Annotated in this window: 13 protein-coding genes and 1 riboswitch; of the genes, 8 read left to right on the forward strand and 5 right to left on the reverse strand. The window is 68.5% G+C overall.

What is annotated here, in order from left to right:
• The first annotated feature begins 36 nt into the window (after positions 1-36).
• From A9X05_RS25770 to gcvP, 8 genes are all read left to right on the forward strand, one after another.
• Positions 37-369, forward strand: a complete 333-nt coding sequence (locus A9X05_RS25770; protein ID WP_064950365.1) for a small basic family protein — start codon at positions 37-39, stop codon at positions 367-369.
• Positions 370-510: 141 nt separating this feature from the next.
• A complete protein-coding gene (locus A9X05_RS25775; RefSeq protein WP_231968983.1) occupies positions 511-1275 on the forward strand; it encodes a DUF881 domain-containing protein in 765 nt (254 codons plus the stop codon).
• A 27-nt stretch (positions 1276-1302) separates the two neighbouring features.
• Positions 1303-1701, forward strand: a complete 399-nt coding sequence (gene gcvH, locus A9X05_RS25780) for a glycine cleavage system protein GcvH (RefSeq protein WP_067757118.1) — start codon at positions 1303-1305, stop codon at positions 1699-1701.
• A 252-nt stretch (positions 1702-1953) separates the two neighbouring features.
• A complete protein-coding gene (gene garA, locus A9X05_RS25785) occupies positions 1954-2424 on the forward strand; it encodes a glycogen accumulation regulator GarA (protein WP_046184271.1) in 471 nt (156 codons plus the stop codon).
• Positions 2424-3185, forward strand: coding sequence for a MerR family transcriptional regulator (locus A9X05_RS25790; RefSeq protein ID WP_067757115.1), 762 nt, complete (start codon positions 2424-2426; stop codon positions 3183-3185). The genes garA and A9X05_RS25790 overlap by 1 nt, the downstream gene beginning before the upstream one ends.
• A gap of 105 nt (positions 3186-3290) precedes the next feature.
• The gene (locus tag A9X05_RS25795; RefSeq protein ID WP_046184273.1) at positions 3291-3785 is read left to right on the forward strand and encodes a bifunctional nuclease family protein; all 495 of its coding nucleotides are present in this window, start codon (positions 3291-3293) and stop codon (positions 3783-3785) included.
• Between the two features lie 280 nt (positions 3786-4065).
• Positions 4066-4671, forward strand: a complete 606-nt coding sequence (locus A9X05_RS25800) for a MerR family transcriptional regulator (protein ID WP_067757112.1) — start codon at positions 4066-4068, stop codon at positions 4669-4671.
• 121 nt (positions 4672-4792) lie between these two features.
• A riboswitch (glycine riboswitch) is annotated at positions 4793-4890 on the forward strand.
• Between the two features lie 171 nt (positions 4891-5061).
• On the forward strand, positions 5062-7887 hold the full coding sequence (gcvP, locus tag A9X05_RS25805; protein WP_067784989.1) for an aminomethyl-transferring glycine dehydrogenase: 2826 nt from the start codon (positions 5062-5064) through the stop codon (positions 7885-7887).
• Positions 7888-7897: 10 nt separating this feature from the next.
• On the opposite strand, the gene A9X05_RS25810 is transcribed toward gcvP, so the two are convergent.
• From A9X05_RS25810 to A9X05_RS25830, 5 genes are all read right to left on the reverse strand, one after another.
• The gene (locus A9X05_RS25810; protein WP_067757109.1) at positions 7898-8758 is read right to left on the reverse strand and encodes a haloalkane dehalogenase; all 861 of its coding nucleotides are present in this window, start codon (positions 8756-8758) and stop codon (positions 7898-7900) included.
• A gap of 67 nt (positions 8759-8825) precedes the next feature.
• Positions 8826-10079 (reverse strand): 3-oxoacyl-ACP synthase KasB, encoded by a 1254-nt coding sequence (gene kasB / locus A9X05_RS25815; RefSeq protein ID WP_067784992.1) that lies wholly within the window; start codon positions 10077-10079, stop codon positions 8826-8828.
• 224 nt (positions 10080-10303) lie between these two features.
• Positions 10304-12343 (reverse strand): substrate-binding domain-containing protein, encoded by a 2040-nt coding sequence (locus A9X05_RS25820; RefSeq protein ID WP_067758891.1) that lies wholly within the window; start codon positions 12341-12343, stop codon positions 10304-10306.
• A 108-nt stretch (positions 12344-12451) separates the two neighbouring features.
• Positions 12452-14647: a malate synthase G gene (locus A9X05_RS25825; protein ID WP_067758894.1), complete on the reverse strand. Its 2196-nt coding sequence runs from the start codon at positions 14645-14647 to the stop codon at positions 12452-12454.
• Positions 14648-14927: 280 nt separating this feature from the next.
• On the reverse strand, positions 14928-15820 hold an 893-nt coding region (locus A9X05_RS25830; RefSeq protein WP_156736999.1), incomplete at its 5' end, for a hemolysin family protein.

The following is a 15820-nucleotide window of genomic DNA, read 5'->3' on the forward strand; positions in this document are numbered from 1 at the left end:
TCTTCGCCTGTGCGAGTCACGGAACGGCAAGCGCGCATGATCGGCATCGCGGCGCTGGCGATCGGCATCGTGCTGGGCCTGGTGTTCCACCCCGCGGTGCCCGAGGTGGTCCAGCCGTACCTGCCGATCGCGGTGGTGGCGGCGCTCGACGCCGTGTTCGGCGGCCTGCGCGCCTACCTGGAACGGATCTTCGACCCGAAGGTCTTCGTGGTCTCGTTCGTGTTCAACGTTTTCGTGGCCGCGCTGATCGTCTATGTCGGAGACCAATTGGGCGTGGGCACGCAGTTGTCCACGGCGATCATCGTGGTGTTGGGCATCCGCATCTTCGGCAATGCCGCCGCGCTGCGCCGCCGGCTGTTCGGGGCGTGACGGGCGGCCGGTGACGATGCGGAGCGAAGCGAAGGGAAGCGGCGCCATGGCCAAGGTGGGGCCGGCGTGAGCGAGGAACCGCCCGGCGGCGCCGCGGAAACGGGTGAAGCGGAAGGCCGCGCGCCGCACGGCCGGCACGAATTGCCGTCCAAGCGCCCGCGCCCGGAGATCGGCCCGGTGCGCCGCACCGGACTGTCGGGGCTGGTCCGCGGCGGCCGTTCCCGGCTGGCTTTCGGGACGTTGGCGGTGCTGTTGTGTCTGCTGCTGGGCATCGCCATCGTCACGCAGGTCCGCCAGAACGAGTCGGGTGATTCGCTGGAAACGGCGCGTCCCGCAGACTTGTTGGTGCTCTTGGATTCCTTGCGGCAGCGCGAGGCCACCCTCAACGCCGAAGTGAATGAATTGCAGAACACGCTGAATTCGCTGCAGGCGTCGGGCAACAACGACCAGGCCGCCATACAGGCCGCGCAGGCCAAGCTGGCCGCCCTGTCCATCTTGGTCGGTGCGGTGGGCGCCACCGGGCCAGGCGTCACGGTCACCATCGACGACCCCGGGCCCGGCGTGTCGCCGGAGGTGATGCTCGACGTGATCAACGAACTGCGCGCCGCCGGCGCCGAGGCGATCGAGATCAACGATGGACACCAGTCCGTGCGCGTGGGTGTCGATACCTGGGTGGTGGGCATGCCCGGGTCGCTGACCGTCGACACCAAGACGCTGTCGCCCCCGTATTCGATTCTGGCCATTGGCGATCCGCCCACCCTGGCCGCGGCGATGAACATTCCGGGCGGCGCCGAGGACAGCATCAAGCGCGTGGGCGCGCGGATGTCCGTGCGGCAGGCCGACCGAGTGGACGTGACCACCTTGCGACAACCAAAACCGCACCAATACGCTCAGCCCGTCAAGTGAGCGCATCCGCACAGAACAGGATTACTCGTGAGCGATATCCCGCCCGATCTGCACTACACCGCCGAACACGAATGGGTTCGCCGAAGCGGTGACGACGTCGTGCGGGTCGGGATCACCGACTTCGCGCAGTCGGCGCTGGGCGATGTCGTCTTCGTTCAGCTGCCCGACGTCGGCACCGAGGTGACCGCGGGTGAATCCTTCGGCGAGGTCGAGTCGACCAAATCGGTGTCGGATCTGTACGCGCCGGTGTCGGGCACGGTCTCCGCGGTCAACGCCGATCTGGAAGGCAGTCCGCAGCTGGTCAACTCCGACCCCTACGGGGCCGGGTGGCTCGTGGATGTCCAGGTGTCCGACGTAGCCGCCCTGGAGTCGTCCATCTCGTCGCTGCTTGACGCCGAGGCCTACCGCGGAACACTGACCGAATGACGATTGCTAATCTGCCTGCCAGCCCCGCGCGGCGCCGAGAGCGGCGTGCAAGGGCGGCGGGGAAAGGCGGACAATCGGTCTGCCGATCGTCGGGTGGGGGGCACATTGCGGACCTATGCGCGGTACCGTCGACAGATCGACACTTGAAGGCAGCAGTCTTAGCAATCGGCAGTGCCGGGCCAGTAAACCCAGTGAGCAGCCGGCCGAGCGGCCCGGTCAGACAACGCCACAGCGGCCAGTGAGGAGCAGCGCGTGACGGACATGGACAACGACCAGACCTCTGACGAAGTCACGGTGGAGACGACTTCGGTCTTCCGCGCCGACTTCCTCAACGAACTCGATGCGCCCGCGCAGGCGGGCACCGAGAGCGCGGTTTCCGGGGTGGAGGGCCTGCCGGCCGGTTCGGCGCTGCTGGTCGTCAAACGGGGACCGAACGCCGGGTCACGCTTCCTGCTCGATCAGCCCATCACGTCCGCCGGTCGGCATCCCGACAGCGACATCTTCCTCGACGACGTCACCGTCAGCCGCCGACACGCCGAATTCAGGTTGGAAAACAACGAATTCAACGTGGTGGATGTCGGTAGCCTGAATGGCACCTACGTCAACCGGGAGCCCGTCGACTCGGCGGTGCTCGCCAACGGCGACGAGGTGCAGATCGGCAAGTTCCGCTTGGTGTTTTTGACCGGGCCCAAGCAGGGTGAGGACGGAGGATCCGGAGGCTAGTGAGCGCACCCGATAGCCCGGCACTGGCCGGGATGTCGATTGGGGCGGTCCTGGAACTGTTGAGGCCGGACTTTCCCGATGTCACGATCTCCAAGATTCGCTTCTTGGAGGCCGAAGGACTGGTGACGCCACAGCGCGCCGCGTCGGGCTATCGGAGATTCACCGCTTACGACTGCGCCCGGCTGCGGTTCATCCTCACCGCGCAGCGCGATCATTACCTGCCGCTCAAGGTCATCCGGGCGCAATTGGACGCGCAGCCCGATGGCGAGCTGCCGCCCTTCGGCTCGCCCTACGCCGCCCCACGTCTGGTGTCCGTGGCGGGCGTCGGGGAGACCGCCGCCGAGCCGGACACCGGGGCCGGATCGGACACCGCCGCGGTCGCGCCATCGAGCATCCGGTTGAGCCGGGAAGACCTGCTGGAGCGTTCGGGGGTGGGTGAGGACCTGTTGACGGCGCTGCTCAAGGCGGGGGTTATCACCACCGGCCCGGGCGGCTTCTTCGACGAACACGCCGTCGTGATCCTGCAATGCGCGCGGGCGCTGTCGGAATACGGTGTCGAGCCGCGACACCTGCGGGCGTTTCGCTCGGCGGCGGACCGGCAGTCGGACCTGATCGCCCAAATCGCCGGGCCGATAGTCAAAGCCGGCAAGACCGGAGCGCGGGACCGCGCCGACGACCTGGCGCGCGAGGTGGCGGCCCTCGCCATCACGTTGCACACGTCGCTGATCAAATCCGCCGTTCGCGACGTTCTGCATCGCTGAGGACTAGACTTCGTCGATAGCTTGGTTTTCAGCGGCTCAGCGGAAATTCGGCGTCGCCGTTGCGCCAAGAACCGACACGGCAGCATATGCGGAGGGCAGACACAAATGGGTGAAGTTCGTGTTGTCGGCATTCGCGTTGAGCAGCCGCAGAACCAGCCGGTCCTGTTACTGCGCGAAACCGACGGCGACCGATACCTGCCGATCTGGATTGGCCAATCGGAGGCTGCCGCCATCGCCCTCGAGCAGCAGGGCGTCGAGCCGCCGCGTCCGCTGACGCACGATCTGATCAGGGATGTCATTGCCGCGCTTGGCCATTCGCTGAAAGAGGTGCGGATCGTCGACCTTCAGGAGGGCACCTTCTACGCCGACCTGGTCTTCGACCGCAACATAACGGTGTCGGCGCGGCCCTCGGATTCGGTCGCGATAGCGCTGCGCGTCGGCGTCCCGATCTACGTCGAGGAGGCCGTGCTGGCCCAGGCCGGTCTGCTCATCCCCGACGAGACCGACGAAGAGGGCGGCACTGCCGTCCGCGAGGACGAGGTGGAGAAGTTCAAGGAGTTTCTCGACAGCGTCTCGCCCGACGATTTCAAGGCCACGTAACGCCATTCCGGCCCCTTCCAGCGGCTTCGCGAACCCCGTCGGCGGGTACTACCCTGGACACCGACATCACGGATCCGTCTCACTTGCCCCCGGGATGTCGACACGCCTGGCGGATAGCGCCCTCACTTTGCCCGGCGGCAGCCATACTTTGATCACGACTTAAGGGCGCGGTAGCTATCGAACAGCGTAAGCTCTCTAGCACTCGGGCCTGAGCAAACGTGGCTGCGACGCAGCCAGTACGCAGCTGGAAACGAAAGCGCGATCGGCGAGAGGAAGCACCGTGAGCGAGCAGCCACGCCAAGAACAGCTGGACCTAGCTGACCACGCGACCGCCGCGCCGGAAGCGCCCGTGCAGCCCGGACTGTTTCCCGACGACTCCGTGCCGGACGAGCTCGTCGGCTACCGCGGCCCCAGCGCCTGCCAGATCGCCGGAATCACCTACCGGCAGTTGGACTACTGGGCGCGCACTTCGCTGGTGGTGCCGTCGATCCGCAGCGCGGCGGGCTCCGGCAGCCAGCGGCTCTACTCGTTCAAAGACATCCTGGTGCTCAAGATCGTCAAGCGGCTTCTCGACACCGGAATCTCGCTGCACAACATCAGGGTTGCCGTCGATCACCTGCGTCAGCGCGGCGTCCAGGACCTGGCCAACATCACGTTGTTCTCCGACGGCACCACGGTTTACGAGTGCACGTCGGCCGAAGAGGTCGTCGACCTCCTGCAGGGTGGGCAGGGCGTGTTCGGCATCGCCGTGTCGGGCGCCATGCGGGAGCTGACCGGCGTCATCGCCGACTTCCCCGGGGAGCGCGCCGACGGGGGCGAGTCGATCGCCGCCCCGGAAGACGAGCTGGCCTCGCGCCGCAAGCACCGCGACCGCAAGATCGGTTAACCGCGCCCGCGCCGCCCCTGTGCGCGAACGTGCGCTGCCGTACACGCTTTGCGGCGTGTCGCGGTACAGACACGCACGCTCGCGGCGAATTGACCCGGGCCGGGTAAACTGGACGACGCATCGCACTCGTGCGGGAGAGTTTCGTGACGGCCAGTCACGGACGCCGAAGGAGCAACACCTCTCCGCTAACCTCTCAGGCACCCGGACCGCGCGGGTTAACGATGCCTCTGGAAAGCGGTGCCGGCCCCGGCGGTCGGCACCCGCCGATGGGGAAAGGCGCGAGGCAGCATCTCGCGCCGAATCTCTCAGGCGCCCGGCGAACGGGTGAAGACAGAGGGAGAGGGCCGCTTGTCCTCTGCCTTTGTCGATGCCACAGCCAGGAGTTCGCCAGTGCCCGACCAATCAACCTTCGCAGCCCGGCACATCGGCCCGGATGGCCAAGCCGTCGCGACGATGCTGTCCGTCATCGGTGTCGATTCGCTGAACGAACTGGCCGCCAAGGCCGTCCCCGCGGGCATCCTCGACAAGCTCACCGGCGGCGGCGCGGCACCGGGTCTGGATGAGTTGCCGCCGGCCGTCACCGAGGCCGAGGCGATGGCCGAGCTGCGGGCGCTCGCGGAGGCCAACACGGTGGCCGTCTCGATGATCGGGCAGGGCTACTACGACACGCTCACCCCGCCGGTGCTGCTGCGCAACGTGCTGGAGAACCCGGCCTGGTACACCGCCTACACCCCGTACCAGCCGGAGATCAGCCAGGGCCGGCTGGAGGCGCTCCTGAATTTCCAGACGATGGTGGCCGATTTGACCGGGCTGGAAGTCGCCAACGCGTCGATGCTCGACGAGGGCACCGCCGCCGCCGAGGCCATGACTCTGATGCACCGCGCGACCCGCGGTAGCTCGAACCGGCTGGCCGTCGACGCCGATCTGTTCGCCCAGACGGCGGCCGTCTTGGCCACGCGGGCTGCGCCGTTGGGCATCGAGATCGTCACCGCCGACCTGAGCGATGGCCTTCCCGACGGTGACTTCTTCGGCGTGATCACCCAGCTGCCCGGCGCGAGCGGCCGGATCACCGACTGGGCGGCCCTGGTGGAGCAGGCCCACGACCGTGGCGCGCTGATCGCGATCGGCGCCGACCTGCTGGCGTGCACGCTGATCACCCCGCCGGGCGACATCGGCGCCGACGTCGCGTTCGGAACGACCCAACGGTTCGGCGTGCCAATGGGATTCGGCGGCCCCCACGCCGGATACCTGTCGGTGCACGCCAAGCACGCCCGCCAGCTGCCGGGTCGGCTGGTGGGCGTCTCGCTGGACGCCGACGGGTCACCGGCCTACCGGCTGGCGTTGCAGACCCGCGAGCAGCACATCCGCCGCGACAAGGCGACCAGCAACATCTGCACCGCACAGGTGCTGCTCGCCGTGATGGCCGCGATGTACGCCAGCTACCACGGCGCCGACGGGCTGACCGCGATCGCCCGCCGCGTGCACGGCCACGCCGGGGCCATCGCCGCGGCGCTCGGCGACGCGCTGGTGCACGACACCTTCTTCGACACCGTGCTGGCGCGGGTTCCCGGACGCGCCGACGAGGTGGTGTCCGCGGCGAAGGCGAAGGGCGTCAACCTGTGGCGCGTTGACGCCGATCACGTGTCGGTGGCCTGCGACGAAGCCACCACGGAGGCCCACGTGGCCGCGGTGCTGAAAGCCTTCGGCGTGCCGGCCGCCGAGCCACTCGGCAGTGATATCGCGACCCGCACCTCGCAGTTCCTCACCCACCCCGCGTTCACGCAGTACCGCACCGAGACGGCGATGATGCGCTATCTGCGCACGCTGGCGGATAAAGATATCGCCTTGGACCGCAGCATGATTCCGCTCGGCTCGTGCACGATGAAGCTCAACGCCGCCGCCGAGATGGAGCCGATCACCTGGCCGGAATTCGCCCGCCAGCATCCGTTCGCGCCGGCCTCGGACACCCCGGGACTGCGTCTGCTGATCAGTGACCTTCAGACCTGGCTGGTGCACATCACCGGTTACGACGCGGTGTCCCTGCAGCCCAACGCCGGCTCGCAGGGCGAGTACGCCGGCCTGCTGGCCATCCACGACTATCACGCCAGCCGCGGCGAACCGCACCGCAACATCTGCCTGATCCCGTCCAGCGCGCACGGCACCAACGCGGCGTCGGCGGCGCTCGCCGGCATGCGGGTGGTCGTGGTCGCCTGCCACGACAACGGCGACGTCGACCTCGACGATTTGCGCGCCAAGGTCAACCAGCACGGCGACGAGTTGTCGACGCTGATGATCACCTATCCGTCCACCCACGGCGTCTACGAGCACGACATCGCCGAGATCTGCGCGGCCGTCCACGACGCCGGGGGCCAGGTCTACGTGGACGGGGCGAACCTCAACGCGCTGGTCGGCCTGGCCCGGCCCGGGAAGTTCGGCGGCGACGTGAGCCACCTGAACCTGCACAAGACGTTCTGCATCCCGCACGGGGGCGGGGGGCCGGGGGTGGGGCCCGTCGCGGTGCGCTCGCATCTGGCCACTTTCCTGCCGGGACATCCGCACGCTCCCGAGTTGCCCCAGGGGCATCCGGTGTCGTCGGCGCCCTACGGGTCCGCCTCGATCCTGCCGATCAGCTGGGCCTACATCAGGATGATGGGCGGCGACGGCCTGCGGGCCGCGTCGCTGACGGCGATCGCCTCGGCCAACTACATCGCCCGGCGACTCGACGAGTACTTCCCGGTGCTCTACACCGGGGAGAACGGGATGGTCGCCCACGAATGCATCCTGGACCTGCGGGGCATCACCAAGTCGACCGGCGTGACCGTCGACGATGTCGCAAAGCGCTTGGCGGACTACGGCTTTCACGCGCCGACGATGAGCTTCCCGGTGGCCGGCACACTGATGGTGGAGCCCACCGAGAGCGAGACCCTGACCGAGGTCGACGCCTTCTGCGAGGCCATGATCGCCATCCGCCGCGAGATCGACCGGGTGGGCGCGGGGGAGTGGCCGGTGGAGGACAATCCGCTGCGCGGCGCGCCGCACACGGCGGAATGCCTGCTGGTCTCCGATTGGGAGCACCCGTACACGCGGGAAGAGGCCGCCTATCCGCTGGGCAAGAACTTCCGGCCGAAGGTGTGGCCGCCGGTGCGGCGCATCGACGGCGCCTACGGCGACCGCAACCTGGTCTGCTCGTGCCCCCCGGTGGAGGCCTTCGCGTAAGTCCGCCCGGTCAGCCGAAACGCTCGACGGTCGCCGCGGCGATCTGATCGGGCGCGTCCTCCTGGATGAAGTGCTTGGCGTCGGGCAGTTCGACCAGGACGTGGTCGGGGAAGGTCGCCCGCATCCGGGGCAGGGTCGGGCCGGGCCGGAAGGCGAAGTCCTTCATGCCCCAGACGAACAGGGCGGGTTTGGCGCCGAGCTTCGCGGGCACGTCGCGGGCGAGGCGCGCCAGCAGGGGTTCGGCGGCCAGGATCTGCCTGGGCATCTCGGCGACGCCCCTGCGCGCGTCGGGGCTGGGCTGCACGGCGCGGTAGTGCTCCATCACCGCCTCGCTCGGGCGATGCCGGGTGCCGGCGGGAACGAGTCGCTCGACGAAGAAGTTGCGGCGCAGGATCGCGTACTGCAGCGGCGGGCTGGACATCACCCGGCTGAACACCTTGGTCGTGAACACGTCGGTGGGCCAGAACCAGGTGTTGCCCAGGATGACGCCGCGCACCCGCTCGGCCCGCTCCACCGCGACCGCCATGCTGATCGGGCCGCCCCAGTCCTGGCCCATCGTCAGGTAGCCCTCCAACTCCAGGTGGTCGACGAACTCGCCGAGCACCCGGGCGTGCTCCTCGATGGTGTATCCGAACGCCGCGGGCCGATCCGATAGCCCGAACCCCAGGTAATCCGGTGCGATGCAGCGGAACCGGTCCCGCAGCGCGATGACGATGTTGCGATACAGGAAGCTCCAGGTTGGGTTGCCATGCCACAACACAAGCGGGGGCCCTGAGCCCTCGTCGATGTAGTGCAGCCGGCCCCGCGAGCTGTCGAACCAGCACGACTGGAACGGGTAGAGCCGTGGGTCGGGCGTGAAATCGATGCTCATGGCGCTCCTTCGCTCGCGCCCATGATGCTAGGCCCCGAGTGCGACATCAGCCGGGCCGCAGCGGACGTCAGTACCGGCCGAAGGCGAGGGCGACGTTGTGCCCGCCGAACCCGAACGAATTGTTGATGGCGTATCGGAAATTGCCGCGCCGTGGATTGCCCGACACCACGTCCAAATCGATTTCCGGGTCCAGGTTTTGCAGATTCAGCGTCGGCGGAACGATCTGATCGCGCAACGCCAGCACGGTCAGGATCGACTCCACCGCGCCCACCGCGCCGACGGAATGCCCCAGCGCGGACTTCGGCGCGTACACCGCGGGCCTGTTGTTGCCCAACGCGTTGTTGATGGCCTTGGCCTCGGCCAGGTCACCGATCTGCGTCCCGGTGGCGTGGGCGTTGACGTGGTCGATGTCGTCGGGCGTGAGACCCGCGAGCTGGATGGCGCGGGTCATCGCCTGGCCGGCCCGGCTCCCGCTCGGGTCGGGCGCCACCATGTGGTAGCCGTCGGACGTCACCCCGGCCCCCATCAGCCGGGCCAGGATGCGCGCCCCGCGCGCCTTGGCGTGCTCCTCGGTCTCGAGCACCATCAGCGCGCCCGCCTCGCCGAACACGAAACCGTCGCGGTCCTTGTCGAACGGGCGACACGCACCGGCCGGATCCGCGTTGTTCGTCGACATCACGATCCGCATGTTCGCGAAGGCCGCGATGGGCACCGCCTCGATCCTGGTCTCGACGCCGCCGCAGATCGCGACGTCGGCCTCGCCGAACACCATCGCCTGCCAGGCCCGCGCGATGGCTTCCGAGCCCGACGCGCACGCCGACACCGGCGTCATCACACCCGCCCTGGCGTGCCGTTCCAGACCGACCGCCTGGGCGGCCGCGTCGGGCATGTACTTGCTGACGGCGAGCGGCGAGACCGCCTTCACGCCGCGCGCCCGCAGGTTGTCCAGGCTGAACACCAGTTCCTCGCCGGAACCGAAACCGGTGCCGATCGACACCAGCAGGCGGTTCGGGTCGACGTCGGGGGAGCCGGCATGGTCCCAAGCCCGCCGGTTGACGATGGCGGACATCCTCGCCAAGTAGCCGGTTCTGCGCAGCTCAGCGGGGTTGAGCTCGCTGTCGAATTCCTCCAGCAGGTGCCCGCCGATGCGGACCGGCAGGTCGAACTCCTCCACGAACGGGTCATCGAGCTCGCGGATTCCGCTCTGGCAGTCGAGGAGCAACTTCCAGGTGGTCTCCGCGTCGGTGGCCAGTGCGGTGGTCATGGCGATCCCGGTGACCACCACGTTTGGAAGTGCTTGTCCAGTAATCAGTTTCGTCATTGCTGTCGTGGATCATCCTTTCGCGACGCCGCCCCGGTCGTCGTCACGGACGCGCGTACATCGGGGCACCCTCCGGATTCCCGTGGAAGGCGCTCGACCGAAAGCCTTCCCGTCGCGTCGGCCGTGGAATCAACCTCAAAGCCTAGCGGCAACTTGCGTTGCAGACGGGGAAGACCCCGCCGCAACGTAGCCGTGCCCGCCCCGTACGCGAGCCTGATCCGGCCTCAGCTCAGGAAGGCGTTGAGTGCCGCGGCGAGGTCGGGGGACGACGACGAGGCGAGGTTCTGGTAGCCGCCACCGCTGAGCTGGGCGACCGCCTCCCACGTCGCGCGGTCCGGGTCACCGCCGAAGTCGATGACGTTCACCGCGATCGGTTTGGCCGGGTCGGCGCTCTTGCGGATGAAGTCCTGCAACCCGGGCCCGTCCAGGGTCTGGTCGGTGTGCGGGCCCGCGGTGATGACCAGTATCGAGTTGGTCTGGCCGACGTGGTAGTTGGTCTGCAGCTCCTGGTAGATCATGCGCAAAGTGGTGAACGACACCGCACCACCGGCCGACGAGTATTGCTTGTCCAGCGCGGCCGTCAGCGCCGCCGAGCGCGGCTGGCCGTTGACCGGGTCGCCCAGCGGCCCGCCGGGGACCTCGGAGCGGCCCTCGTGACCGTCGAACGTCCACAGGCCCACCACCGACGTGGGCGGCAGCGCCTTGATCTTGTCCTGAAGTGCGGCGATCACGTTCGCCAGCCGGGTCTTCCCGCCCTCCTGGCCGGGCATCGACTGGTCGAGCATGATGGTCGCGGCCAGCCCGCTCGACGGGGTGGCCATCGCCTCGGCAAGCGTCGTTCGCATCGCGTCGTCCCCCACCGACAGCGCGGCGGGCAGCGCCGGAAACGTGGTGACCGGGCTGCTCGGCGGCGTGACGCCGTTGACCCGGAAGCCGGCCTTGGCCAGCTTGGCGAGTTGCTCGGGCTTGTGCATGTAGCGGGCGAACTCGCTGGCGGCGGCGGACTGGTCCTGGGTCAGCCACGAGCCGCTCAGCAGGACGGTGGGGTAGTCGGCGACGGGCACCGGGCCCGACGGCAGCCAGGAGGCCAACGCGCCCTTGGCGTTTGGCGACGACTGGCCGCGCTGGAACAGCTGCTGCTCGGTGGTGATGACCGCATGCACCGGCGCGGCCGCCGCGTCGCCGGGCTTCAGCAGGGCGTTCATCGCCTCGGTCAGCGAATTGTCCGCCAGCTTGGGCTGTCCGTTCAGCACCGCGCGCACCGCGCCGGTGCCCTGGGTCGCCGGCGCGCCGGGAGGGGCCGACGCGGCCGCTATCGCCTCCCCGGCGAGGAACGCCGCGTCACCGTTGCCGTTCATCGGCACGGCCAGTCGCAGCGACCCCCAGGCCGGCAGGTTCACGCCGGCCAATCCGTTCGGATTGGTCTGCAGCCCGGGCAGCGCCGCCCAGTTCTGGTTGGCCAGGGCCGACGCGAGTTCGGGCCGGACGGCGAGCACCACCGGCGACGTCACCAGCGAACGGCTGTCGGTGATCGTCTTCTGCGCCGTGGCCCCGGCGAGCCGCGCGGCCGAGATCGAGCTGCCGGGGACCCACAATGCCGGCTGCGCGCCGAGGTCGGCGGGCCACTTGCCGATGAAGCCGTTCAGGACCGCGTCCGAGCCCGCGGGCTTGACGCTGACTTCCACGCAGTGGTCCCCGATCGGGCCGGCCGAGGAGTTGTAGCTCTGCGCGAACTGCTGTACGGAGTCGGCGATCGACGGGTCGGCGATGACGGCGACCGTTTCCTTGCCGCCGACGCAGCGCCCGGCGGCCTGGTGCGAGCGGTTGGACAAGGCGTCGCCGAAGAAGCTCCACAGGATCACGGTGCCCACCACGACGACGACCGCGACGAGGGCCACGATGACGCCGATGCTGACTCCCCGGCGCCCGCCCTCGCTGCGGTGGCCGCCCCGCCAGTCACCGAGTCCCCGGTGCCCGCCGCGGAACAGCGACGGCGACGCGGCCGGCGGCTCCGAGGCGGGCGGGCCCGGCTGCCGCGGCGGGAACTCCGGGTACTCGTCGGCCGCGTCACCCGCGAAGTCCCCGGCGCCGTAGGGCTCGTCCTCGTCCGAGAAGTCGTCCGCGTCCGAATAGTCGTCGGCCGGGTAGTGGCCCGCGTCGGAGTAGGCCTCTCCGACGGCGTCCCGGTGACGGTCCTCCGCCTCGCCGCTTTCGTACGGTTGGTCGACGGAGTCCTCAGGGTCGGGCAAACTGTGCCTACCCATAACGGTGTCCGTCGCCTTTCCGTCGATAGATCCGACTTGTTGTCAACCCGCCGCTGATCTTAGTCACCAGCGGCATCAATGGGTGCCGAGGCCGATTAAGGCACCGGCTCAATTTGATTGCGCCGCGCGGGCCTTGGCCTCGCGCCGACGGCGGTGCAGGATCGGTTCGGTGTAGCCATTGGGCTGCTGGGTTCCCGTCAGGATCAGGTCCTGGGCGGCCAGGAACGCCAGACTGTCGTCGAAGTCGGGCGCCATCGGCTGGTAGGCCGCGTCCTTGGCGTTCTGCTCATCGACCAGCGGCGCCATCCGCTCCAGGCTGGCGCGCACGTCCTCCTCGGTGATGACACCGTGGCGCAGCCAGTTGGCCAGCAGCTGGCTCGAAATCCGCAGCGTCGCACGGTCTTCCATCAGGGCGACGTCGTGAATGTCGGGCACCTTCGAGCAGCCGACGCCCTGGGCGACCCAGCGCACCACGTAGCCGAGGATCGACTGGCAGTTGTTGTCGACCTCCTCGCGAATCTCCTCGGGAGCCCAGGCCAGTTCCTTGGCCAGCGGGATGGTCAGCAATTCTTCGATGTTGGTGCGCTTCTTGCCCGCCAGCTCCTCCTGCACGGCGCCCACGTCGACGTAGTGGTAGTGCATCGCGTGCAGCGTGGCCGCCGTCGGGGAGGGCACCCACGCGGTGGTCGCGCCCGCCTTGGGTTGGCCGATCTTCTGCTCGACCATGTCGGCCATCAGCTCGGTCATCGCCCACATGCCCTTGCCGATCTGCGCCTTGCCCTTGAAGCCGGCGGCGAGCCCGATGTCGACGTTGGCGTCCTCGTAGGCCTTGATCCACGCGGTGCTCTTCATCGCGCCCTTGCGGATCATCGGGCCGGCCTCCATCGACGTGTGGATCTCGTCGCCGGTGCGGTCCAGGAAACCGGTGTTGATGAACACGACCCGGTCGGCCGCGGCCTTGATGCAGGCCTTGAGGTTGACGGTGGTGCGCCGTTCCTCGTCCATGATGCCGACCTTCAGCGTGGCCTGCGGCAGGCCCAGCACGTCCTCGACGCGGCTGAACAGCTCGCAGGTGAAGGCGACCTCGTCGGGCCCGTGCATCTTGGGCTTGACGATGTAGATCGATCCGGTGCGGCTGTTGGCCAGCGGGCCGTTCGCGTCGCCGGTCTTGAGCCCGTGGATCGCCGTCAGGCCGGTGAACAGCGCGTCCATGATGCCCTCGAAAACCTCGTTACCATCGGCATCCACGATCGCGTCGTTGGTCATCAGGTGACCCACGTTGCGGACGAACAGCAGGCTGCGGCCGGGCAGGGTCAGCTGACCCTCACCGTCGGGCGTGGTGTAGGTGCGGTCCCGGTTGAGCACACGGGTGAAGGTCTTGCCGTCCTTGGCGACCTCCTCGGACAGGTCGCCCTTGTTCAGCCCCAGCCAGTTGCGGTAGCCGAGCACCTTGTCGTCGGCGTCGACGGCGGCAACCGAGTCCTCGAAGTCCATGATCGTGGTGACGGCCGATTCCAGCACCACGTCCTTGATGCCGGCGCGGTCGGTCTTGCCGATCGGCGATTCCGGGTCGATCAGGATCTCGATGTGCAGGCCGTGATTGACCAGTAGCACCGACCAGTCGGGGGAGCCGAGCTCGCCCGTGTAGCCGGCGAACTTCTCCGGGCTGGCCAGGCCGACGGACCCGTCGCCGGTCGCGACCTTGAGCCGGCCGTCTTCGACCGAGAGTGCGGTCGCGTCGGCCCAGGAGCCGGACTCCAGCGGCACCGCTTGGTCGAGAAAGTTGCGGGCGTAGGCGATGACCTTGTCGCCGCGGACCTTGTTGTAGCTGGTGCCCTTCTCCGCACCGTCGTCCTCTCCGATGACGTCGGTGCCGTAGAGGGCGTCGTACAGCGAGCCCCAGCGCGCGTTCGCGGCGTTCAGCGCGAAGCGGGCGTTGAGCACGGGCACCACCAGCTGCGGGCCCGCGGTCGTGGTGATCTCGTCGTCGACACCCGAGGTGGTGATCGTGAAATCCTCGGGTTCGGGCAGCAGGTAACCGATTTCGGTGATGAACTGCCGGTAGGCCTCGACATCGAAAGGCTCGATCACGCGTTGCCGGTGCCACTTGTCGATCTGGGCCTGCAGCTCGTCGCGCCGGCGCAGCAGATCCTGGTTCTTGGGGGTCAGGTCGGTGACGACTTTGTCGACTCCCGCCCAGAAGCTGTCCGGGTCGATGTCGGTGCCGGGCAGGGCCTCGTTGTTCACGAAGTCGTAGAGCACTCGGGCGACGCGCAGGTTCCCCGCCGACACGCGATCAGTCATGTTTCTCCTCCGTAATGAAGCCTCACCAAGCCGCATTGGCTCGGAGCGGCAATGCCTTCAGCCTACCGAGCAGCAGCCTGGTGAGCGTATCCGCCCGACCCGCCACACCAGGTCAAGCCGCGCTGACAGCTCCAAACCATGCCGCTGCGGCGAGCCAGGGGATCGATTTACAGCAACGCGTCGACGCGCCTGAGATCCTGCGCCCTCCAGCACTTTCTTGACTGGCAGCCGATGGAAATCATACGGGCTCGCCGCAGCCCTCCTCGGCGACCCAGTGCCCCTACGCATCACGCATGGTGCCGACGAGGTCCTCGACCAGGTCTTCCATGGCCACCATCGCGACCACCTCGCCGCCCGCGCCGGTCACCAGCGCCAGGTGGCTGTTGCTGCGGCGCATCCGCGACAACGCGTCGGCCAGCGGCAGCGACTTGGGCAGGCGCGGAAGGGGCCGCACCATCGCCAGGTCGATCACGGTCCCCGGGTCGTCACCGAGCGTCAGCATGTCCTTGATGTGCAGGTAGCCGATGAAATCACCGGTGACGTTCGCCACGGGGAACCGCGAGTAGCCGGTCTCGGCCAGGGCCCGCTCGACGGCACCGACCGTCGGGCCGGAACCCGGTGCGGCCACCGGCACGGCGTGCACATCACCGAGGGGGACCGCAACGTCGCCGACCACCCGGGTGCCGATCTGCAGGGCGCGGGTCAGCCGGGTGTGCTCCTCCGGATCCAGCAGGCCCTGCGATTCCGATTCGGCGATCATCTCGCTCAGCTCGACGGGGGACACCGTCAGCTCGAGCTCTTCCTTGGGCTCGACCCCCAGCGCGCGAACCACCACGCTGGCGCATTTGTTGTAGAACGTGATCAACGGCCGGACGGCTCGCACGTAGGCCAGGTAGGCCGGCACCAGCAACATCGCCGTGCGCTCGGGACCGGCCAGCGCGATGTTCTTCGGCACCATCTCGCCCAGCAGCACGTGCAGCGTCACGACGATCGCCAACGCGATCGCGAACGACAACGTGTGCAGCAGCGGCGGCGGGATGCTGGTCAGCCCCAGCGCCGAGCGCAGCAGGCTGGAGACCGCCGACTCGCCGATCCGCCCCAGCAGCAGCGACGCGGCGGTGACACCCAGCTGGGCCCCGGCCAGCATCGCCGGCAACTGCTCGCCGGCGCGGA

The sequence above is a fragment of the Mycobacterium sp. E3298 genome (assembly GCF_001666895.1).
Taxonomy (GTDB): Bacteria; Actinomycetota; Actinomycetes; order Mycobacteriales; family Mycobacteriaceae; genus Mycobacterium.

Coding starts and splice junctions, on each gene's coding strand:
- A9X05_RS25810 (WP_067757109.1), bottom strand. CDS start 8,758: ATGAGCATCGATTTCACGCCCGACCCACGGCTCTACCCGTTCCAGTCG.
- A9X05_RS25795 (WP_046184273.1), top strand. CDS start 3,291: ATGGGTGAAGTTCGTGTTGTCGGCATTCGCGTTGAGCAGCCGCAGAAC.
- A9X05_RS25825 (WP_067758894.1), bottom strand. CDS start 14,647: ATGACTGATCGCGTGTCGGCGGGGAACCTGCGCGTCGCCCGAGTGCTC.
- A9X05_RS25820 (WP_067758891.1), bottom strand. CDS start 12,343: ATGGGTAGGCACAGTTTGCCCGACCCTGAGGACTCCGTCGACCAACCG.
- kasB (WP_067784992.1), bottom strand. CDS start 10,079: ATGACGAAACTGATTACTGGACAAGCACTTCCAAACGTGGTGGTCACC.
- A9X05_RS25770 (WP_064950365.1), top strand. CDS start 37: ATGATCGGCATCGCGGCGCTGGCGATCGGCATCGTGCTGGGCCTGGTG.